This is a genomic window from Streptomyces vilmorinianum (assembly GCF_005517195.1).
Taxonomy (GTDB): domain Bacteria; phylum Actinomycetota; class Actinomycetes; order Streptomycetales; family Streptomycetaceae; genus Streptomyces; species Streptomyces vilmorinianum.
On sequence record NZ_CP040244.1, the window covers coordinates 4,812,659 to 4,833,956 of the forward strand.

Here is a 21,298-nt window from a genome sequence, read left to right on the forward strand (position 1 = left end):
GGCGGTCGTGGGCGGCGACGGAGACCGCCTGTGGGCTCGGGTCCGGCGGTGGTCGGAGCCGGACCAGTCCACACGACCGTCCGCCCGCGCGTCCCCGGAGGCCGCCGGTGCGCTCAGCCTCCGGCCGTCACCGGCCTCGGCGGCCCGCGCCTGCGTCCACAAAGACCGCCGGTAGGCTCGCGTTCACCCGGGGGCCGGAGCCGGACCGGCCCGCGCCGCCGTCCGCCCGTGCGCCCACGGACGCCGCCCGTGAGCTGGGGTGGAGGGGAACCGGCCCCGCCCGCACGACCCACCACCCCGTGCCGCCCGTCCGTTCAGCCGCGTGCCGTCACGGCCTCGGGCGTCGGGGATCGACCGGCGCTCTGGTCCGGGTGATCGTGCTCCTCGGGGTCCCGGGCGCGGCGCTTTGCGATCATCGCGCAGACCAGCAGTTGCATCTGGTGGAAGAGCATCAGCGGCAGGACGGCGAGCGAGGCCTGCGCCCCGAACAGCACGCTCGCCATCGGGAGCCCCGCCGCCAGGCTCTTCTTCGAGCCGGCGAACTGGATCGCGATCCGGTCCGCCCGGTCGAAGCCGAGCCGCTTCGACCCGTACCAGGTCAGCGTGAGCATCACCGCGAGCAGGACCGCCTCCACGGCGAGCAGGAGCCCGAGGCGCGCCGGGGTGACCTGGTGCCAGATGCCCGCGACCATGCCGTGGCTGAAGGCCGTGTAGACGACGAGCAGGATCGAGCCCCGGTCGACGTACCCGAGCGCCTTCTTGTTCCGGAGCAGGAACCCTCCCACCCACCGGCGCAGCAGCTGGCCCGCCAGGAACGGCACCAGCAGCTGGAGCACGATCTTCAGCAGCGAGTCCGCGGAGAAGCCGCCCGCACTGCCCCCGAGCAGGACGGCGGCGAGCAGCGGGGTGAGCAGGATCCCGGCGAGCGAGGAGAAGGAGCCCGCGCAGATCGCGGCGGGCACGTTGCCGCGGGCGATCGAGGTGAAGGCGATGGAGGACTGGATGGTGGAGGGCACCAGGCAGAGGAAGAGGAGCCCGCTGTGGAGCGGGGGCGTGAGAACGGCCGGTACCAGCCCCTTCGCGGCGAGCCCGAGGAGCGGGAAGAGGGCGAAGGTGCAGGTGAGGACGGTGAGGTGGAGCCGCCAGTGCCGGAGTCCGTCGAGGGCCTCGCGGGTGGAAAGGCGGGCGCCGTAGAGGAAGAACAGCAGGGCGATGGCCGCCGTCGAGGCGCCGTCCGCGACCGTGGCGGCGGCGCCGGAGGCGGGCAGCAGTGCCGCGAGGCCGACCGTGCCGAGGAGCGCCAGGATGTACGGGTCGATCGGCAGCCAGGACGGCAGGAGGGTCGTACGGCGGCTCATGTGCTCCACTGCTCTCGGACGGACCGGACGGGATCCGGACGGGATCGTGCCCTCCCCATCCTGGCCCCCGGCCCGGCGATCGGGAATCCCGTACAGCGCTCTGACTGTCATCACGTTTCGCGATGGCCCGCGCTAGCCTGGCCTCGTGTACGACCCCGCCCAGCTCCGTACCTTTCTCGCGGTCGCCCAGACGCTGAGCTTCACCCAGGCCGCCCGCCGGCTCGGGCTGCGCCAGTCGACCGTCAGCCAGCACGTGCGGCGCCTGGAGGACGCCACCGGTCGTCCCCTGTTCACCCGGGACACCCACAGCGTGGAGCTGACGGAGGACGGCGAGGCGATGCTCGGCTTCGCCCGTACGATCCTGCAGGCCCACGAGCGGGCCACGGCGTACTTCACCGGGACCCGGCTGCGTGGGCGGCTGCGCTTCGGCGCCTCGGAGGACTTCGTGGTGACGCGGCTGCCGGAGATTCTCGAGTCGTTCCGGCGCGAGCATCCCGAGGTGGATCTGGAGCTGACGGTCGAGCTGTCCGGGACGCTCAACGCGCGGCTGGAGGCGGGCCGTCTGGACCTGATCCTCGCCAAGCGGCGCGCCGAGGAGAGTGGAGGCGAGCTGGTCTGGCAGGACTCGCTGGTCTGGATCGGCTCGCCGCAGCTGCGGCTCGATCCCGACCGGCCGGTTCCGCTCATCGTGTTTCCTCCGCCCGGCATCACCCGCGCCCGCGCGCTCGAGGCCCTGGAGGCGCAGGGGCGGGCGTGGCGGATCGCCTGTACGAGCAGCAGCCTGAGCGGCAACATCGCCGCCGCCCGCGCGGGCCTCGGCGTGATGGCCCATACGCGTGGGCTGGTGCCGCCCGGTCTGACCCAGGTCCCGGCCCGGGTGGGGCTGCCCGATCTGGGTGATGTCGACTTCGTCCTGCGCAAGGGCCGGCGCGGCGGGACGACCCAGGAGGCGGCCGACGCGCTGGCCTCGGCGATCCTCGCGGGCGGCGACCGGCTGCACCGGCCGCGCTGACCCTGGCCGCGCCCGAACGTGAGTGGTCCGTACAGATTCGGTGGAGATTCGGTTCGCCACTGCTTACCCGTCGGTCAGTAGTGGACCCCGGCCACCCGTCGCTCGCCCTCCTCCCCCGCCCTGACCTGTGAGAACACCCAATGTCCCGGCTTGGTGAAGGCCCTCCCACGGCCCAGGCAGGTGGGGTACCGTCACCCGCGCCGTACGGAGCGCGACAACGAGCGGTCGAGGAGCAGGTCATTGCGCGAGTTCACCGTGCCGCCCGTCGAGGCGGCGCCTCAGGTCGGCGGCCTGGCGGACGCCGTGTTCGATCACGCCGAGCGGACTCCGGACCGGGTCGCGCTGGGCCGCAAGGACGCCGCCGGGCAGTGGCGGGACGTGACGGCGGCGCAGTTCCGGGACGAGGTGCTCGCCCTCGCGAAGGGGCTGATCGCGCACGGCGTACGGTTCGGCGACCGGGTCGCCATCATGGCCAGGACCCGCTACGAGTGGACGCTCTTCGATTTCGCGCTGTGGACGCTGGGCGCGCAGCCGGTGCCCATCTACCCCACCTCCTCCGCGGACCAGGTCTACTGGATGCTGCACGACGCCGAGGTGACGGCGTGCGTGGTGGAGCACGAGGACCACGCGATGACGATCGGTTCGGTCATCGACCGGCTGCCGCGGCTGCAGCGGCTGTGGCAGCTGGACGCGGGCGAGGGCGCGGTCGCCGAGCTGGTCGCGGCGGGCGCGGAGATCGACGAGGACGTGGTGCAGCGCCACCGGCGGGCGGTGACGCCGGAGTCCGTGGCCACGATCATCTACACCTCGGGCACCACGGGCCGGCCCAAGGGGTGTGTGATCACGCACTCCAACTTCATGTTCGAGTCGGACATGCTGATCGGCCGCTGGGAGCCGGTCTTCCACTCCAAGCCCGGAGACGAGGCGTCGACCCTGCTCTTCCTGCCGCTCGCGCATGTCTTCGGGCGGATGGTGGAGGTCGCGGCGGTACGGGGCGGAGTGAAGCTGGGCCATCAGCCGGCCCTCGCGGCCGCCGCGCTGCTGCCCGATCTCGTCTCCTTCCGGCCGACGTTCGTCCTGGCCGTTCCCTACGTCTTCGAGAAGATCTTCCACGCGGCCCGCCGCAAGGCGGAGAGCGAGGGGAGGCTGGGCCCCTTCGACAAGGCGGTCGAGGTGGCGGTCAAGTACGCCGAGGCCTTGGAGCACAAAGCGTTCGGGCTCGGCCCCGGCCCGTCGGCGGGGCTGCGGATGCAGCACCAGTTCTTCGAGAAGGTCGTGTACGGCAAGATCCGCGACGCCATGGGCGGGCGGATCCGGCACGCGATGTCGGGTGGTTCGGGCATGGCCCGGCGCCTCGGGCTCTTCTTCGAGGGCGCGGGGGTGACGGTGTTCGAGGGGTACGGCCTGACGGAGTCCGCGGCGGCCGCGACGGCGAACCCGCCCGAGCGCACCCGGTACGGGACGGTCGGGCAGCCGATTCCGGGCACGACGGTGCACATCGCGGAGGACGGGGAGGTGTGGCTGTACGGCGGTCAGATCTTCTCGGGCTACCTCAACAATCCGCAGGCCACGGCCGCCGTCCTCAACGACGGCTGGCTGGCCACCGGGGACCTGGGGATGCTCGACGAGGACGGCTATCTGACGATCACCGGGCGGAAGAAGGAGATCCTGGTGACCTCGGGCGGCAAGAGCGTGTCGCCCGCCGCGCTCGAGGAGCGGGTGCGGTCGCATCCCCTGATCGCGCAGTGCATCGTGGTGGGCAACGACCGGCCGTACATCGCCGCGCTGGTGACGATGGATCAGGAGGCGGTGGAGCACTGGCTGGCGATGCAGGGGCGGGCGCCGCTGCCGCCGGCCGAGCTGGTGCGGGACCCGAGCCTGGAGACCGAGATCCGGCGGGCCGTGGTGGCGGCCAACACCCTTGTCTCGCAGGCGGAATCCATCCGGACCTTCCGGATCCTGGCGCATCCCTTCAGCGAGGAGCACGGGCTCCTGACGCCCTCGCTGAAGCTGAAGCGGAAGGCGATCGAGAAGGCGTACGCGGCGGAGGTCGAGGCGCTGTACGGCTGATCGGAGCAGCGGTCAAGGGTTTCTGACGCATCATCAATTGACGTTGCATCAGTTATTGACGGTTCATCAGCCCGGTCACAGAATGCGGTCACCCGACGGAGGGACGACCGACCGTGTTGCGACCGATCCGCACCCTCGCCGCCGCAGCAGCGGCCCTGCTCCTCGCCACAGCCTGCAACTCCGCCTCCACCGGGGGCTCTTCGGACAGGCCGGGCTCCCCCGGCTCCTCGGCACGCGGAGTCACCGCGGACTCGATCAAGGTCGGCGGCATCGTGTCCATGACGACCGCCAGCGGCTACTCAAAGAAGGACACCGACCTCGGCGCCCGGGCCCGCTACGACCGTGCCAACGCCGAGGGCGGCGTCAACGGTCGCGGGATCGACTACCTGGGCGCCGAGGACGACGGCCAGGACCCGGCGAAGAACCTGGCCGCGGCCCGCAAGCTCGTCCAGCAGGACAAGGTCTTCGCCGTCTCCCCCATGAGCTCGGTCACCTTCGCCGGGGCAGACTTCCTCAACGGGCAGAAGGTGCCGACCGTGGGCTGGGGCACGCTCCCCTCGTTCTGCGGCCCGCCGTACATCTACGGCTTCAACGGCTGCCTCGTCCCGACCCCCGGCGGCACCCTCAACCAGACCTGGCCCGAGGGCCTCGCCGCCGTCCTCGGCGGCGCGCGGGGCAAGTCGGTCGCGCTGATCGCCGGTGACAACGACGCCGGGAAGTTCGGCATCCGCACCTTCACCCAGGGCTTCAAGGCGGCCGGTTTCCAGGTCTCGTACGCCAAGGCCGTGGTGCCCGCGACCTCGGTGCCCAGCGACTGGTCGGCGTACACGAAGGAGATCCTCCGCTCGGGCCCGGGCGGCGGCGCGCCCGACGCCGTCGTCTCCGTGATGCAGACGCCGTACAACATCGGCCTGTTCACCGCGCTCAAGCGCTCCGGGTACAAGGGAGTGATCTCGGACCCGACGGACTACGACCCCGGGCTGCTCGCCAAGGACGCGACGCGGCAGGCGCTCGACGGGGTGCACGTCCTGCTGCAGTTCCAGCCGTTCGAGGCGGACAGCCCCGCGATGCGGCAGTTCAAGGCGGACATCAAGAAGGCGGCGGGCGGCAAGGACGTCCCGCTGAACATGCACATGATGACCGGCTACATGTCGGCCGATCTGTTCCTCGCCATCGCCGCCAGGGCGGGCAAGGATCTCACGGCCGAGTCCTTCCAGAAGGCCGCGGCCGGGTTCTCCGACACCGGGACGCTCGTGGGCGACCGGGCCGAGCCCAAGGGGCAGAAGGAGAGCTTCGGCTGCGGGGCGCTCGTACGACTCACCGACGGCCGGTACGAGGTGGCGGTGCCGTTCACGTGCTACCCGCCGATCCCCTTCGGATAGGGAGTCCCACCCGTGGGTGACCTGCTGGGCTTCGTCCTGAGCGGTCTCGTCTCGGGCGCGCTCTACGCGCTGCTCGCGACCGGGCTCGTCCTGTCGTACTCCGCCTCCGGACTCTTCAACTTCGCGCACGGCGCCACCGCCTACCTGTGCGCCCTCGCCTTCCACGAGCTCCACTCCGGATTCGGGTGGCCGGCCGTGCCCACGGCCCTGCTGCTGGTGTTCGTGGTCGCGCCCGGTCTCGGCTGGGGCCTGGACCGGCTGATGTTCCGGAAGCTGGCCAGGGTCGGCGAGACCGCGCAGATCGTGGCCACGATCGGCCTCCTCGTCGCCCTGCCGGCGGCCGGGCTGTGGGCGGTCGAGCTCCTGGAGCGGGCCGGGGCCCCGGTCCAGCCGGCCGAGAACCAGTTCGGGCTGCCGGGCGTCGGGCCGAGCCCGGCGGTGTCCTGGCAGCCGCTCGACGGGGTCGGCATCGACTCCGACCAGCTGATCACCTGGGTCGCTACGGCGCTCGCTGCGGCCGCTCTGTGGGTGCTGATGCGGCACACCCGGCTCGGGCTGCGGCTGCGGGCGGCCGTCGACAACCGCTCGCTGACCGAGCTGCGGGGCATCAGCGCGGACCGGCTGTCCTCGATCGCCTGGATGCTGTCCTCCGGGCTCGCGGGCCTCGCCGGCGTCCTCGCCACCCCGCTCCTCGGTCTCTCCGCCCACGACTACACGCTCTTCCTGTTCGTCTCGGCGACGGCGGCCGTGCTGGGGCGGTTCGTGTCGGTGCCGCTCGCGTTCGCGGGCGGGCTCGGGCTCGGCGTGCTGCAGAACCTGGTGGCCGGGTACGCCTCGTTCGCGGAGGGCATCACCGGCTTCCGTACGGCGGTGCCGTTCCTGATCCTCTTCGCAGGGCTCGTCGTCCTGGCCCAGCGCCGGCGCGCGGCGGGCACGGCGGCCGCGGACCCGCCGCCGGTCGACTATCTCGCCGGGAAGGGGTGGGGGCGCAGGTGGGGCGCCTGGGTCGTGGCGGCCGTGCTCCTCGGCGCGGCCTTCTACACCGTCACCACGCCCTTCTGGAGCGGGATGCTCGCGCAGGGCCTCGCCATCGGGCTCGTGTTCATGTCGTTCACGGTGGTCACGGGCCTCGGCGCGATGGTGTCGCTCGCCCAGGCGACGTTCGTGACGGGCGCGGCGCTGGTGGCGGGGCTGCTGATGAGCCACGGCTGGCCGTTCGCGGCCGCGGCGGTGATCGGCACGGCCGCGGCGGCGCTGCTCGGCGCGGTGGTCGCCCTGCCCGCGCTGCGGCTCGGCGGCCGCTCGCTGGCCCTGGCCACGCTGGCGCTCGCCTTCCTGGCGGACCAGGTGCTCTTCCAGATGGGGTGGCTGCGCAACGGGGACACCGGGTGGGAGATCCCGCGCCCCGTCCTCGGCCCGGTGGACCTGGGCGACGACCGTGCGCTGGGTCTCACGCTGGTGCTGCTGTGCGCGGCGGTGGTGGCGCTGCTGACCTGGCTGCGCGGCTCCCGGTGGGGGCGGGCCATGCTCGCGGTCCGCTCGGCGCCGGAGGCCGCCGCGGCCTCGGGGGTGTCGGTGGTGCGGACGAAGCTGCTGCTCTTCACGGTGTCGGCGGGGCTCGCGGGGTTCGGGGGCGTGCTGTACGCCTCGTACAACACCCGGATCACGGCCACGGACTTCACGGCGATGACGGGTCTGGTGTGGCTGGCGGTGGTGGTCGCGGCGGGCGTGCGGCGGCCGCAGTTCGCGGTGGTGGCGGGGCTGGTCTTCGCGGTGGTCCCTCATCTGATGACGACGTACGTGACGGAGTCCGCGCATCTGCCGGTGATCCTCTTCGGCCTGGCGGGCCTGGCCCTGGCGAACGACCCGGACGGGTACTGCGCGGCGTGGCCGTCGAGGAGGGCGGCGCGGGCGGGCGGGGCGCGTGGGCCCGTGCCGGGGGCCACTGCCCCACCCCTCCCCTTCCCGAAACCGGGGGCAGGCCCCCGGACCCCCGGGGAGCAGGATCGGGGGCAGGGCCCCCGACGCCTTGTCGGCGGCGGCTTCGCGCCGCGAGGCCCGAAGGGCGCCACCGCGCAGACGATCGGCGACCCGCATCCGCCACGCGCGCCGGAGCCGAAGCCCGGGCCGGAGCCGAAGCCGAAGCCGACGGGGGCGTACATCGTCGACGCCAGGGGCGCAGCCCCGAGTTCGCGCAGCGGGCCGGAAGAGGCAGCGCTCGCGCTGGAGTTGCGGCGCGTACGGGCCGGGTACGGTGACGCGGGCGCAGCCCCGGGTTCGCGCGGCGGGCCGGAAGAGGCAGCGCTCGCGCTGGAGTTGCGGTGTGTACGGGCCGGGTACGGTGGCGCGGTCGTGCTCCACGGCGTGGACCTCGCGGTGCGCGGCGGCGAGGTGCTCGTGCTGCTCGGGCCCAACGGGGCCGGGAAGTCCACGCTGTGCCGGGTGGCCGCGGGGGCGCTGCGGCCCGCCGAGGGCGTCGTACGTGTACGCGGGGCGGACGCCACGCGCGACACGGCGGTCACCCGGGCGCGGCGCGGGGTGCGCCTCGCGCCCGAGGGCCGGGGGATCTTCGCCGGGCTCTCGATCGAGGAGAACCTGGCCCTGCAGCTGCCCGCGCCCGACGACCGCGACGCCGTGTACACGCGTTTTCCCGCGCTCGCCGCCCGCCGCACCGTCACCGCCGGCTCCCTCTCGGGCGGGGAGCAGCAGCTCCTCGCCCTCGCCCCGCTGCTCCAGCGCCCGCCCGCCGCCCTCGTCGCCGACGAGCCCTCCCTCGGTCTCGCGCCCCGCGTCGTGGACGAGGTGTTCCGCCTCCTCACCGAGCTCCGCGCGAGCGGCACCGCGCTGCTCCTGGTCGAGGAGAAGGCGGCCGAGGTGCTCGGCATCGCCGATCGGGTCGCCTACCTCGCGCAGGGCGAGATCGCCTGGTGCGGGCCGCGGTCCGAGGTGGACACGGACCGGCTCGCCGAGGCCTACCTGGGGACGGGAGTCCGCCGATGACCAGTGCGCTGCTCGAGGCCGCCGGGATCGACGTCCGTTTCGGCGGCGTCCACGCCCTGCGCGACGTGACCGTCTCCGTACGCCCCGGTGAGGTCTGCGGCCTCATCGGGCCGAACGGCGCGGGGAAGACCACGCTGTTCGACGTCCTGTCCGGGATGCGGCGGCCGGATTCCGGCAGGGTCGAGTTCGCCGGCGGCGACATCACGCGCCGTTCCCCCGTGTGGCGGGCCCGGCACGGGATCCGGCGCACCTTCCAGCGCCAGCAGCTCTTCGGGCAGTTGACGGTGACCGACAACCTGGTCGTGGCCCAGGACTGGCGGCCGGGTGAACGCCGCCACCGGGAGCGGGCGGCCGCCGTGCTCCGCGAGTGCGGGCTCGACGCGCTCGCGGAGTCGTACGCCGGCGCGCTGCCCGTCGGGCAGGCCCGCATGGTCGAACTGGCCCGCGCCCTCGCCGACCCGCCCCGCGTCCTCCTCCTCGACGAGCCCGCCTCCGGCACGACCGCCGAGGAGCGCCGCCAACTCGCCACCGTCGTGCGCCACATGGCGTACGAGAAGGGCTGCGCGGTGCTCCTCGTGGAGCACAACGTGGCCTTCGTGATGGAGCTGTGCTCGCGCGTCGTGGTCCTGGATCTCGGCCGGGTCCTGGCCCAGGGGACGGCGGCCGAGGTCCGCGCCGACCCTTCCGTGCGCGAGGCGTATCTGGGCACGGCCCCGGGGCCCGCGGAATGCGATCGCGGCGTCGATCGTTGACCCTGGGAGTATCACCCGACGACGTTAGGATCGACCTCACGTGAGCACGGACAACACGGTCCCTTCTCTCACCCTGAACAACGGCGTGCCGATGCCGCAGCTCGGCTTCGGTGTCTGGCAGGTGCCGGACGACGAGGCGACGCGCGCGGTGGCCACGGCTCTGGAGGCCGGTTACCGCTCCATCGACACGGCCGCGATCTACCGGAACGAGACCGGCACCGGCCGGGCGATCGCCGCCTCGGGCGTCCCCCGCGAGGAGCTCTTCGTCACCACGAAGCTCTGGAACACCGAGCAGGGCCACGACTCGACCCTGCGGGCGTTCGACGCCTCCCTCGACCGGCTCGGTCTGGACTACGTCGACCTGTACCTGATCCACTGGCCGGTGCCGGCGAAGGACGCGTACGTCGAGACGTACAGGGCGTTCGAGAAGATCTACGCCGACGGCCGGGCTAAGGCGATCGGTGTCTCCAACTTCCTGCCGGAGCACCTGGAGCGGCTGATCGGCGAGACCTCCGTCGTCCCCGCCGTCAACCAGATCGAGCTCCACCCGCATCTGCAGCAGCAGGCCTCGCGCGACGCGCACGCCCGGCACGGCATCGCGACCGAGGCCTGGTCGCCGCTGGGTCAGGGCAAGGGGCTCCTGGAGGTCCCGGCGATCGTCGCCGTCGCGCGCAAGCACGGCCGGACCCCGGCCCAGGTGGTGCTGCGCTGGCACCTGCAGACCGGGAACGTGGTCATTCCGAAGTCGGTGACGCCGTCCCGTATCCGGGAGAACATCGACGTGTTCGGCTTCGAGCTGGACGCCGAGGACATGGCCGCGATCGCCGCCCTGGACGAGAACCGGCGCCTCGGCCCGAACCCGGGCGAGTTCAACCTCGGCGCCTGAGCGGCGGCAGAGGGCCGGCCCGGCACGGGCCGGCCCCTTCGTATGCCCTGGCGAGACGACGAGACACAAGGAGTACGGACAGTGAGCGGTTCGCCCGCGCCGGTCGAGGACGGTCTCTACCGGGTACGGAACGTGGCCAGCGGGCTGGTCCTGGAGGTGTACGACGGCTCGCACCGCAGTGGCGCCAACGTGCAGCAGGGCAAGGAGAACGGCACCCCCGGCCAGCACTGGCACATCACCTCCGTGCCGAACGGCAGCGGCCTCCACCACCTGGTCAACGCGGCCAGCGGCAAGCGGCTCGACGTGGCGGGCGCCTCGACGGAGAACGGCGCCAACGTCCAGCAGTGGAAGGCGAACAACTTCGGCGCGCAGGAGTGGATCATCGAGCAGGACCTGCAGTCCCCGGGCACGGTCGCGCTGGTGAGCTTCATCAGCGGACTGCTCCTGGAGGTGGCCGACGGCTCGATGGACGACGGCGGCAATGTGCGGCAGTGGGAGGACACCGACTCCCCCGCCCAGTGGTGGCAGTTGGAGCCGGTGCTCTGATTCTCCGCCGCCGCCCGCCGGCTGCCGGCTGCCGGCTGCCAGCTGCCAGCTGCCGGTCGCCTGTCCGGCGCGGCCTTCCGCTCAGCCCTTGCGCGCGGTGTGAACCGTGCGGGCGGTGAGGTGGAAGAGGTCCGTGCGCCGGTGCAGGGACTCCGGTTCCGCCGGGTCGAGGAGCCGTTCGAGGGTGTTCCGGTCGTCGTCCGCGAGCCGTTCGCCCATGACCTCGCGCTGGTGGGTGAAGTGGGCGACGATCTGCTCCCGTACGACGGCGGGTACGGGCGCGGGGACGTCGGTCAGGAACGAGCGGGTGCCGCTGGGGGTGAGGCCGGCGGCCGCGAGGAGCGCGCGCCAGTCGTCCACCTCCTCCTTGGCCTCGGGCAGCCCCTCGCGCATCTCGCCGAACCACTCGGCGTTCACGGCGTCCAGCCTGGCCTCCAGGCCCGGCCGGCCGATGCCGGTGTTCCAGGGGAGGTGACGGCCGGGCAGTCCGCCCTCGACGAGGGCGACGAGGCCGCCGGACCGCAGGAGTCCGGCAAAGGCGGCGAGGGCGGCCCGCTGGTCCCCGAGGTGGTGCAGGGAGTTGCCGGCCCAGATCAGGTCGGCCTCACCCAAGTCGTCGAATCCAGCGGGCAGTTCGGCGTGCAGGGTGGAGACCCGGGCGCCGAGCCCGCGGGCTTCGGCGCGGGCGCGGGCCCGCTCCAGGAGTTCCGGGCTCGCGTCGACGGCGACGACCTCGGCGGCGGGGAACGCCTCGGCGAGGAGCGCGGTCACGACGCCGGGGCCGCTGCCGATGTCCAGGATCCTGCGGACGCCGGCGGCGGGGAGCAGGTCGCCGATCCAGGCGGCCGCCCGCGCGTAGGCGTCGCCCTGGATCTCGGCCTGGCGCTCGAGGAGCGGGGCCATCTCGGTCCAGTTCAGGTCCGTGGTGTGGTGGTGATGGTGGTGTCGACTCATGGGACCAGGCTCTGCCGCGTGCGCGGAAAGCGCCAGGATTGTTGCTGTTCCGGCAAGTCGCCGATCCGGTAGGCCGCCGCCCGCCACCCGCCGCCCGCCGGCCGCCGTCAGAGCCGTATGCGGTGCTCCTGCGGGCTGACGCCCCGTACCCGCTTGAAGGCGGCGCTGAGCGCGAAGGCGCTGCTGTAGCCGACCTGCCGGGCCACGGACTCGACCGTCAGGTCCGTCGCCCGCAGCAGGTCCGCGGCGAGCGCCAGCCGCCAGCCGGTGAGGTACGCCATCGGCGGCTCCCCGACGAGTTCGGTGAACCGGCGCGCGAGCCCGGCCCGCGACGCGCCCGCCTTGGCCGCGAGCGAGGCGACCGTCCAGGGGTGGGCGGGGTCGTTCTCCAGGAGCCGCAGGGCCCGGCCGACGACGGGGTCGGCCATGGCGCGGTACCAGGCCGGGGCCTCGGCTCCCGGCCGGGAGAACCAGGCGCGCACGGCGGCGATCAGGAGCAGGTCCAGGACCCGGTCGAGGACGACGCTCTGCCCGGGTTCGTCGCGGGAGATCTCCTCGTCGAGGAACGGCATGAGGGGACATCTCCACACCTCGGCGGGCAGGTGGAGCAGCGGCGGGAGCGCGTCGAGCAGCCGCCGGCTGACCTCGCCGTCCAACGGGTAGGTGCCGACGAGCACGGTGGTGGAGCCGTCCAGGGCGTTGCCCCAGGTCCGTACGCCCAGGTGCATGGACTCGGCGAGCGGCTCCCCGCTCAGGGTGGTGCAGACCCCGCCGGGGCCGATCACCGCGCGGGGCGGGGCGTCGGGGGCGTCGGCGACGGTGTACGGCTCCGGGCCGCGGGCGATGGCGATGTCGCCGGGCCGCAGCAGGACGGGCTCGCCCCGGTCGGGGACGATCCACGCCTCGCCCTCGGTGACGCACATGAGGCAGAGCGGGGCACGGTCCTCGATCCGTACCGACCACGGCGGCTCCATGATCATCCGGAGCAGGAAGGCCCCTTTGGCCCGCGGTCCGTCGAGGAGTCCGGCGAGAGCGTCCATGGGGCGCAAGCGTAGACGGACGCGTATGGGAGTGAGTCTGTGGAGCATGGGAAGCAGCCGCGCGGACCGCGAATCTTGAGCCATGACGACGAACACGAACACGACGCAGACGGTTCTGGTGACGAGCGCGACCGGCAAGACGGGACGGCGGGTGGCCGAGCGGCTCGCGGCGCGCGGCGCGAGCGTGCGGGCCGGGTCCCGCTCCGGAACGACCCGGTTCGACTGGGAGGACACGACGACCTGGGCCCCGGCGCTGAAGGGCGCGGACGCCGCCTACGTGAACTACTACCCGGACCTCGCCGCGCCCGGCGCGGTCGAGGCGATGCGGACCTTCGGCCGGCTGGCCGTGGCGAACGGGGTGCGGCGGCTGACGCTGCTGTCCGGGCGCGGTGAGCCGGAGGCGGTCGGGGCGGAGGAGGCGCTGCGCGAGTCGGGGGTCGAACTGGCCGTCGTGCGGGCCTCGTTCTTCGCGCAGAACTTCACGGAGGGCGCGATGGCGGAGGGAGTCGCGGCGGGCACGATCGCGTTCCCGGCAGGTGACACGGCCGAGCCGTTCGTCGACGCCGAGGACCTGGCGGAGGTGATCATCGAGACCCTGACGCGGGACGGTCACGCGGGCCTGGTGCACGAGCTGACCGGCCCGCGGCCGCTGACCTTCGCGGAGGTGGCGGCGGAGATCTCCCGGGCGTCCGGGCGCGAGGTCGTGTACGCGCCGATGAGCGAGGGCGAATACGCCGCCCTGCTGGAGCGGTTCGGCCTGCCGGCGCCGGAGGCGCAGTGGCTGTCGGCACTGTTCTGCATGCTGCTCGACGGCCACAACGCGTCGGTGACGGACGGTGTGAAGCGGGTCCTGGGCCGCGAGCCGCGCGACTTCAGCCTCTTCGCAGCCGAGGCGTGGAGCGCCTAGACGCATGAGTCCGATGGCTGTGCCGGACGCGACCATGGCGAAGGGCGCCCGTCGGCTTGGGTGTGACGCCCCTGTCCGACGGGCGGGCACATCCACGGCCTGAACCGGCGCCGCAGCCGCGCGATCGTCCGGCGCGAGGCCGCGGCCGTCGTCCCGTGCCTCTGACTGCGGCACTCTGCGCCCTCAGGCCCCTCAGGCCCCTCTGGCCCTCAGCACCATGGCGTCACCCGTTGGGCGGACTGGCCGCGCGGGCGGCGGGCGGCGGGCGGCGCTCATAGCTTCGGGCTCGGACGGGGTTCGCTGGAGTACCTGGGAGAGGCCGATGGCAGACGAGTCGCTGGAGAAGCGCCGACGCGCCGAGAACGTACTCGTCGAAGTCCGGGAGCGGCTTGATGAGCGGCTCGAGCAGCCGGGCCGCGTCCTGCGTCGTCATCACGTCGGCCGCGTCGAGCCTGACGATCTCGGACGTGTCGGCGTCGGTCTCCCAGACGTCCTCGCCGATCATCCGGCCACGGTCGTCGTACGGCCAGATCATCTGCGTGCGTGCCTTGTAGAGGTAGTAGGCGTCCGGCTCGTCGACCTCGATGCCGTTGGCGATGAGGGCTTGTCCCAGCACCTGCTGACGGGCGGTGGCGACCGAGGCGATGAAGTTGTCGGCGACCGCGATCTGCTCCTCCTCGATCGGCCGACTGTCGAACCTGGGGCCGCTGGGGCTGGTCGCACGCGAGGAGCCGGATGTCCGCAGCGCCCTCGACCTGCTCATCCAGTACCTCCACCTGTACAACGAAGCCCTCCGCGCCCGGATCACCGAGGCCAACGGTCTGGCGACGCTGACCGTCGACCTGGAGCTGGACATGGCCCCCGGCAGGCGGCGCCAGGTGATGGGACTACTGGTCGGCGTGTGCCACCGCATCATCCGAAGCCTGATCGCCTCGGACTGGAGCCCGGTCTCGGTCAGCCTCACCCACAGCGCCCCCGCGGACCCGACGACCCATCACCGCGTCCTTGGCCCCGCCATCGCCTACGACCAGGACTACGCGGGCATCGTCCTGTACACGGCCGATCTCAATGCGCGCAACACACTGGCCGACCCCCTGCTCCGGGCCTACGCGCGCCAGTTCCTGCTGAGCCTCCCCGCGCACCGGGAAAGCCCGCTGCCGCAGCACGTCCGCGGGATCATCGAAGCGCTCCTGCCCACCGGGCGCTGCACGATCGAACAGGTCGCACGCACCCTCGACGCCGATGTCCGCACCGTTCAACGTCATCTCGCCCGAACCGGCGACACCTATTCCTCTCTCCTCGGGGCAGTACGAGCCGACCTCGCGCAGCGTTACGTCACCAGGCTGGACCGCCCCCTGACCGAGGTCGCCGAACTCCTCGGGTTCTCGGCCCTCGGCACCTTCTCCCGCTGGTTCCACACCCGGTTCGGAAGCAGCCCCACCGCCTGGCGTGCCGCAACCCGGACAGCTCCTGTCGGGCTCACTACGGCGCGCTAGGGCGCGTATCGAGTCGTGATCATCGGGTGGTCCTGGTGAGGCCTTTGATCGAGATCATCGAGGCGTGCGGGTGGAGACTGACCTCCTGGTACGTCACGCTCTGGGGCGGGTGAGGCACGTGGAGCCGACGTGAGCCGGCCGGTGCACTGATGTCCGGGCGGGGACTCATGGGACATGGCCCGGCACCCCGGCTCAGGTTCCGGGGAGGATACGGCGCGTTTCGTAGGCCCACATCGCGATCTCGACACGGTTGCGGGCGCCGAGTTTGGCCATCAGGCTCGCCAGATGCGTCTTCACCGTGCTGAGGCTGATGTGCAGCGCGTCGGCGATCTCGGTGTTGGTCAGCCCGCGAGCGACGGCGAGGAGCACCTGCTCCTCGCGGGCGGTGACGGGGGAGACCGGCTGGGCCGCGGGCCGGCCGGCGGGCAGGTCCGCGAACGCCTGGAGCAGACGGACGGTGACGCTGGGCGCGATGAGCGCCTCACCGTCGGACGCCGACCGTACGGCCTGGGCCAGAAGGTCCGGTCCCGTGTCCTTGAGGAGGAATCCGCGGGCGCCGGCACGCAGCGCGCCGTAGACGTACTCGTCGAGGTCGAACGTGGTGATGACGACCACGGCCAGCGGGTCGGCGACGCCCGGGCCGGCGATCAGCCGGGTGGCCTCGAGCCCGTCGAGTACGGGCATGCGGATGTCGAACAGGCAGACGTCGGGGCGTAGTTCGCGGGCCAGACGTACCGCTTCGTGTCCGTCGGCGGCCTCGCCGACCACCTCGATGCCGGGCTGGGCGTTCAGCATGATCCGCAACCCGGTGCGGATGATCGTCTGGTCGTCAGCGACGAGGACGCGAATGGACACCGCTCTCGCTCCTCGCTCTCGGCAGTTCGGCTTCGACATGCCAGCCCCGGTCGGTACCCGGGCCGGCTCGTAGTGTGCCGCCGAGCAGCGTCGCGCGCTCGCGCAGTCCGGTAAGTCCGTATCCGTCGCGCCCCCGGCCGGTGCGCCGGCCGTTGTCGCGCACGCTCACCCGTACCGTGTGCCGTTCCGCGGCGACTCGAACGACGAGCTCGGTCGCGTCGACCGCATGGCGCAGCGCGTTGGTCACCGACTCCTGCACGATCCGGTAGACGGCCGCGTCCACGGCCGGGGGCAGCGCGTCCAGTTCGCCGTCGAGCCCCAGGTCGACCCTGAGGCGACCACCCGGGGTGCGCACCAGGCGCTCCAGATCCGCGACTCCGGCAGGGGGCGCCAGCTCGGCGCCGACCCCGCGGTCGCGCAGCGTGGCGACCATGGCGCGCATTTCCTCCAGCGTGCGCGCCCCTTCCTCCTCGACCCCCTCCAGTGCCTCGACGGCGGCGGACGGGTCGGTGCCCGCGAGCACCCGGCCCGCCTGGGCGATGATCACCATGGCCGACACGTGGTGGGCCACCGTGTCGTGCAGTTCCCGGGCGAGCTGCTCGCGCTCGCGCGAGCGCACCTGCTCCAACTGCCGCTCGCGAGCGGTCACACGGAACCGCACGGCAGCCCCGACCACGCCGGGCAGCAGCAGGAAGACGAAGCCCACGACCTTTTCGACGACCGGGCTCTCGTACGTGACGACACACAGCGCGCCGACCACGACGATCACCGCGCCGCCCAGCACGATCTCCCGTCCCGACCCCCACCGGAGCAGCGCGTACACCAGCACGAGCACGACCGCGCCGGTGTCCAGGCCGACGGGCTCGCGCGGTGCGACGACGAGCGTGGCCACCGGGAGCAGCATCACCGAACCGAACGCCAGCGTGACCATCGCCAGCGGGTGGGTCCGGCGCCACAGGGGCAGCAGGCACAGCCACACCGCCAACACCACCGCCACCGGCCGCCACACGACGTTCTCGCGCAGGGTGGCCTCCAGCGCCACACCGGCAAGGCTCGCGGCGAGCAGGGCCCAGTCCCGCCACACCCGGGCGGGCGCGTCGGGCGGCCGGGGTTCGGTCCACAGGGTTCGCAGGTCGTCTCGCAGCACGGTTCTCAGCCTAGGGACCGCGCCGTGCCGCGCATCGGCCGAAAGGACGGGGCCTCACTCCGACTTGGGGCCGACGGATCCGTGGCCCGCGGGCCGATGCCGCGGAGCGCCGTGGCGACGAGCCTCGGCATCGGCGGCCGTACAAGGACGGCCGACGAGGTGGTTGGAGGACCCGATGCTCTCGAAAGCCCTGTTGCGCCTGGGCGCAAGCGCCGCCCGCCATCCCTGGCGGGTGATCGCGGCATGGCTGGTCGCCGCCACGCTCGCCGTCCTCGCCGCCGTCGCGTTCGGCGGGCGGAATGTGGATTCGATGACCGCTCCGGGACTGGACTCCCAGCGGGCCGCGGAACTGATCGAGCGGGCCGGCACCGGCCAGGAGGGGATGACCGCCCAAGTGGTCGTCACCCCCCTCGACGACGGTGCGACGTTCTTCGACGACGACAGCGCGCGCACCGCTCTCGCGCGGCTGCGGACCGAGGTGAAGCGGCTGCCGCACGTGCTCGGCACGAGCGACCCGGCGGGGGCACTCGACGCGGGCGGGGACACCGCCGTGCGCGGCGGCCTCGTCTCGGCCGACGGGCGGATCGCGGTCGTCCGGGTGCAGTACCCCGACCAGAGCCGGCTGTCGGCCGAAGACCTCGACGCCCTGGTCGATCTCGGCGACAGGCTGCGCGCCGAGCTGCCGCTGCGCATCGAGATGGGCGGGAACCTCTTCTACGCCTTCTCCGACCCCGACGGCGGCGTGAGCGAGTTGATCGGCCTCGTCGCCGCGGCCGCGATCCTGTTCCTGGCGTTCGGTTCGCTCGTCGCCGCCGCGCTGCCGATCGGCATGGCGGTCTTCGGACTGACCGTCGGGGTCGCCACGATGACGGTACTGGCGGGGGTCACGGACGTCCCCACCTTCGCACCGGTCCTGGGCAGCATGGTCGGGCTCGGAGTGGGCATCGACTACGCGCTGTTCGTGCTCGCCAGGCACCGGGAGTACCTCGCGCGCGGGCTCGATCCGCACGAGGCGGCCGGACGAGCGGTGGCCACGGCGGGGCGGCCGGTGGTCTTCGCCGGCGGAACCGTCGTCGTGTCGATCCTCGGCATGGCGGTCGCGAACGTGCCGTTCATGACGGTGGGCGGGCTTGCCGTCTCGATCGTCGTCCTGACCATGGTGCTCGCGTCGGTGACGCTGCTGCCGGCCTTCCTCGGCGCCGCCGGCCCACGCCTGGCCCGGGCCGGCCGGATCGGCCGGATCGGCCGGGCTCTGCAGACCAGGAAGCCGGGCCGACTCGCACGGCGGCGGGAACCGGCGGCAGGCTCCGCCCACGCCGCCGGGTGGCGTCGCTGGATCGGGCACGTCAGCCGGCACCCGGTGCCGTACGCGGTCGGCGCGGCGGGGCTGCTGCTGACCGCGACGCTGCCCGTGCTCGGCCTGCGCGTCGGCCTGCCCGACGACGGCTCACTGCCCCACAGCCGTACCGAGCGCCGGGCCTACGACCTCGTCGCCGAGGGGTTCGGCCCGGGCACCAACGGTCCCCTCGTCATCGCCGCGGACCCCACCGGTGATCCGGGAGTGCTGGACCGACTCGTCGGGGCGGTCGCGGCGGATCCGGGCATCGCATCCGTCGCGCCGACGCACATCGATCGGGCCACCGGCATCGCGACCCTCGTGGTGTTCCCGACCACCAGCCCTCAGGACAAGGCCACGGCCGACACCATCGCCCGGCTGCGCACCGACGTGCTGCCCACGGCGATCGGGCACGGCCCGGCCAGGGCCCACGTCGGCGGCGCCGCCGCGAGCCTGTCCGATGTGGGCCAACGCACCAGCCAACGCCTGCCGGCGTTCGTCGCCGCCGTGCTGGCGATGTCGTTCCTGCTGCTGATGCTGGTCTTCCGCTCGATACTCGTACCGCTCAAGGCGGTGCTGCTGAATCTGCTGAGCATCGGCGCGGCCTACGGCATCATGGTCGCGGTCTTCCAGTGGGGCTGGGGAGGCGCCCTCATCGGGCTGGAAGCGACGGTTCCGATCGTGTCGTTCATCCCGATGTTCCTCTTCGCCATCCTGTTCGGCCTGTCGATGGACTACGAGGTGTTCCTCCTCTCCCGCGTACGCGAGGAGTACGTGCGCACCGGCGACAACGGCCCGGCGATCGTCGAGGGCGTCTCGGGCACCGCCCGGATCATCACCTCGGCCGCCCTCATCATGGTGGCGGTCTTCCTGTCCTTCGCCGTCGCCGAGGACCCCTCCACCAAAATGTTCGGGCTCGGCCTGGCCACCGCGATCTTCATCGACGCCACGATCGTACGCATGGTGCTGGTACCGGCGACCATGACACTCCTCGGCCGGACCAACTGGTGGCTGCCGAAGTGGCTGGACCGGATGCTTCCCCGCGGCCCGGTCGGCACCGACGACACCGACGCGGAATCCACGGGTGAGGCCCCGCGTCCACGGCTGGTTGACCGTTGACTCGACTCCTGCCCGCCCTTGGCGTCCGGCACCTCAGCGCGTCACCTGAGGGATGTCCCGTAAGTGATCTCGCCCTGCAATGATCTTGATCGTGTCAGGTGTGATCACGGCGTCGGAACCGTCCTGGACAGCCCCGTCTACCGGCTGAGCCCGCGCGTCTTCGGCAAGTTGGTGACCGCGCTTCGCCGCGAGGGCGCCGGCTCCCCGGGCCAGGGGCGGCCGTGGGGTCTGCCGCTGGAGGACCGAATGCTCTTGGTAGTCGCTTACTGGCGCACGAACCTGACGATGCGCCAACTCGCCCCATGCGGCCGACCGCATCATCGACCAACTCGGCCCGCTCATCGCGTTCCAGCCTCGGCGCCGGTTCGCCAAGGACACCGTGCTGGTGGTCGACGGCACCCTGGTGCCTACCCGGGACCACAGCATCGCTGAACAGTCGAAGAACTACCGGTACTCCACCAACCACCAGGTCGTCATTGGGTCGGTGAGCCCTTGCCCGGCAATCGCAACGACTGCCGGGCATGGGCGGAGTCCGGCGCGCAGGCCGCCGTGGGCAGGACCCTCACGATGGCCGACGGCGGCTATCCGGGCGCCGGCCTCCTCACGCCCCACCGCCGCACCCCGGGCGAAGAGTTGCCGGGCTGGAAGCGCGAGCACGATCGCTCGCACAAACAGGTCCGGGCCCGCGTCGAGCACGTCTTCGCCCGCATGAAGACCTGGAAGATCATCCGCGACTGCCGTCTCAAGGGCGACGGGGTCCGACACGCCATGCTCGGCATCGCCCGACTGCGCAACCTCGCTCTCACGGGACAGCTTCTGCCGCATACGAGACCTGAGAGGACCAGGGAGACGGCTCCCCCCTCGCAGTCTCGGAGGAGAATCAGTCGAGGCAGAACTCGTTGCCCTCGATGTCCTGCATCGTGATGCATGACTCGTTGACGCCATCGGCGCGCTGCGTCAGCACGTGTTTCGCGCCGAGCGCCATCAGCCGTGCGCATTCGGCCTCGAGTGTGGCCAGGCGCTCGTCACCCACGAGCCCTGTGCCGACCCGCACATCAAGATGCACCCGGTTCTTGACGACCTTGCCTTCGGGAACGCGCTGGAAGAGCACGCGCGGGCCCACACCCGAGGGATCAGCGCACGCGAAGTAGACCCCGTCCTCGGGCGGCAGCGAGTGGTGGTACTCCTCCCACGTGGCAAAGCCCTCCGGGACTGTCGGTACGACGTACCCCAGCACCTCGCACCAGAAGGCGGCGAGGCGCGCAGGTTCCGCGCAGTCGAAGGTCACTTGGAACTGCTTGATCGTTGACATCGGCGCACGATAACAGGGGCCCTGCTCATCTCCCCGGGCGGGTGGATCCACACGTTGCCGGGAGGACGGCCCGTTCCGACGTGAGCTGTACGCCTTGTCCCCACACACGTGGTCCGGTCTCGTGCG

At 72.3% G+C, this 21,298-nt stretch carries 17 protein-coding genes and 1 pseudogene; 11 read left to right on the forward strand and 7 right to left on the reverse strand.

The features are described 5' to 3' along the window. Nucleotides 1–314: 314 nt before the first annotated feature. The gene (locus tag FDM97_RS22525; protein ID WP_137992313.1) at nucleotides 315–1,358 is read right to left on the reverse strand and encodes a bile acid:sodium symporter family protein; all 1,044 of its coding nucleotides are present in this window, start codon (nucleotides 1,356–1,358) and stop codon (nucleotides 315–317) included. Nucleotides 1,359–1,503: 145 nt separating this feature from the next. Here FDM97_RS22525 and FDM97_RS22530 point away from each other — a divergent pair, with 145 nt between their 5' ends. The 7 genes from FDM97_RS22530 (at nucleotide 1,504) to FDM97_RS22565 (ending at nucleotide 11,006) form a co-directional block, all read left to right on the forward strand. Beyond that, a complete protein-coding gene (locus FDM97_RS22530) occupies nucleotides 1,504–2,370 on the forward strand; it encodes a LysR substrate-binding domain-containing protein (protein WP_137992314.1) in 867 nt (288 codons plus the stop codon). Between the two features lie 240 nt (nucleotides 2,371–2,610). Further along, on the forward strand, nucleotides 2,611–4,440 hold the full coding sequence (locus tag FDM97_RS22535) for an AMP-dependent synthetase/ligase (protein ID WP_137992315.1): 1,830 nt from the start codon (nucleotides 2,611–2,613) through the stop codon (nucleotides 4,438–4,440). 113 nt (nucleotides 4,441–4,553) lie between these two features. Further along, nucleotides 4,554–5,822: an ABC transporter substrate-binding protein gene (locus tag FDM97_RS22540; RefSeq protein WP_175439207.1), complete on the forward strand. Its 1,269-nt coding sequence runs from the start codon at nucleotides 4,554–4,556 to the stop codon at nucleotides 5,820–5,822. A 12-nt stretch (nucleotides 5,823–5,834) separates the two neighbouring features. Then, the gene (locus FDM97_RS36575; RefSeq protein WP_254705722.1) at nucleotides 5,835–8,822 is read left to right on the forward strand and encodes an ABC transporter permease subunit; all 2,988 of its coding nucleotides are present in this window, start codon (nucleotides 5,835–5,837) and stop codon (nucleotides 8,820–8,822) included. Next, a complete protein-coding gene (locus tag FDM97_RS22555) occupies nucleotides 8,819–9,574 on the forward strand; it encodes an ABC transporter ATP-binding protein (RefSeq protein WP_137992316.1) in 756 nt (251 codons plus the stop codon). The genes FDM97_RS36575 and FDM97_RS22555 overlap by 4 nt, the downstream gene beginning before the upstream one ends. A 91-nt stretch (nucleotides 9,575–9,665) precedes the next feature. Beyond that, entirely contained in the window at nucleotides 9,666–10,460 is a 795-nt protein-coding gene (locus tag FDM97_RS22560) for an aldo/keto reductase (protein WP_137994968.1), read from the forward strand. Nucleotides 10,461–10,541: 81 nt separating this feature from the next. Then, on the forward strand, nucleotides 10,542–11,006 hold the full coding sequence (locus FDM97_RS22565) for an RICIN domain-containing protein (RefSeq protein ID WP_137992317.1): 465 nt from the start codon (nucleotides 10,542–10,544) through the stop codon (nucleotides 11,004–11,006). A gap of 81 nt (nucleotides 11,007–11,087) precedes the next feature. Here the strand turns inward: FDM97_RS22565 and FDM97_RS22570 are convergent, their stop codons facing one another. Continuing rightward, nucleotides 11,088–11,960: a class I SAM-dependent methyltransferase gene (locus FDM97_RS22570; protein ID WP_137992318.1), complete on the reverse strand. Its 873-nt coding sequence runs from the start codon at nucleotides 11,958–11,960 to the stop codon at nucleotides 11,088–11,090. Between the two features lie 107 nt (nucleotides 11,961–12,067). Then, nucleotides 12,068–13,000: an AraC family transcriptional regulator gene (locus FDM97_RS22575; RefSeq protein ID WP_137992319.1), complete on the reverse strand. Its 933-nt coding sequence runs from the start codon at nucleotides 12,998–13,000 to the stop codon at nucleotides 12,068–12,070. A gap of 82 nt (nucleotides 13,001–13,082) precedes the next feature. Here FDM97_RS22575 and FDM97_RS22580 point away from each other — a divergent pair, with 82 nt between their 5' ends. Beyond that, complete coding sequence (locus FDM97_RS22580) at nucleotides 13,083–13,907, forward strand: NmrA family NAD(P)-binding protein (protein WP_137992320.1); 825 nt, start codon at nucleotides 13,083–13,085, stop codon at nucleotides 13,905–13,907. A 223-nt stretch (nucleotides 13,908–14,130) separates the two neighbouring features. Here the strand turns inward: FDM97_RS22580 and FDM97_RS22585 are convergent, their stop codons facing one another. Further along, nucleotides 14,131–14,523: a hypothetical protein gene (locus tag FDM97_RS22585; protein WP_137992321.1), complete on the reverse strand. Its 393-nt coding sequence runs from the start codon at nucleotides 14,521–14,523 to the stop codon at nucleotides 14,131–14,133. Between the two features lie 28 nt (nucleotides 14,524–14,551). On the opposite strand from FDM97_RS22585, the gene FDM97_RS22590 reads away from it, so the two are divergent. Beyond that, nucleotides 14,552–15,403: an AraC family transcriptional regulator gene (locus tag FDM97_RS22590; RefSeq protein ID WP_137992322.1), complete on the forward strand. Its 852-nt coding sequence runs from the start codon at nucleotides 14,552–14,554 to the stop codon at nucleotides 15,401–15,403. A gap of 192 nt (nucleotides 15,404–15,595) precedes the next feature. On the opposite strand, the gene FDM97_RS22595 is transcribed toward FDM97_RS22590, so the two are convergent. Both FDM97_RS22595 and FDM97_RS22600 read right to left on the reverse strand, forming a co-directional pair. Next, nucleotides 15,596–16,258: a response regulator gene (locus FDM97_RS22595; protein WP_137992323.1), complete on the reverse strand. Its 663-nt coding sequence runs from the start codon at nucleotides 16,256–16,258 to the stop codon at nucleotides 15,596–15,598. Then, entirely contained in the window at nucleotides 16,233–17,405 is a 1,173-nt protein-coding gene (locus tag FDM97_RS22600; RefSeq protein WP_137992324.1) for a sensor histidine kinase, read from the reverse strand. The genes FDM97_RS22595 and FDM97_RS22600 overlap by 26 nt, the downstream gene beginning before the upstream one ends. A gap of 175 nt (nucleotides 17,406–17,580) precedes the next feature. Here FDM97_RS22600 and FDM97_RS22605 point away from each other — a divergent pair, with 175 nt between their 5' ends. Together FDM97_RS22605 and FDM97_RS22610 are read left to right on the forward strand one after the other, a co-directional pair. Beyond that, nucleotides 17,581–19,860 (forward strand): MMPL family transporter, encoded by a 2,280-nt coding sequence (locus FDM97_RS22605; RefSeq protein ID WP_137992325.1) that lies wholly within the window; start codon nucleotides 17,581–17,583, stop codon nucleotides 19,858–19,860. A 91-nt stretch (nucleotides 19,861–19,951) separates the two neighbouring features. Then, nucleotides 19,952–20,784, forward strand: a pseudogene (locus FDM97_RS22610) (transposase). On the opposite strand, the gene FDM97_RS22615 reads toward FDM97_RS22610, so the two are convergent. Further along, entirely contained in the window at nucleotides 20,741–21,172 is a 432-nt protein-coding gene (locus FDM97_RS22615) for a VOC family protein (RefSeq protein WP_137994969.1), read from the reverse strand. The pseudogene FDM97_RS22610 and the gene FDM97_RS22615 overlap by 44 nt on opposite strands. Nucleotides 21,173–21,298 lie beyond the last annotated feature (126 nt).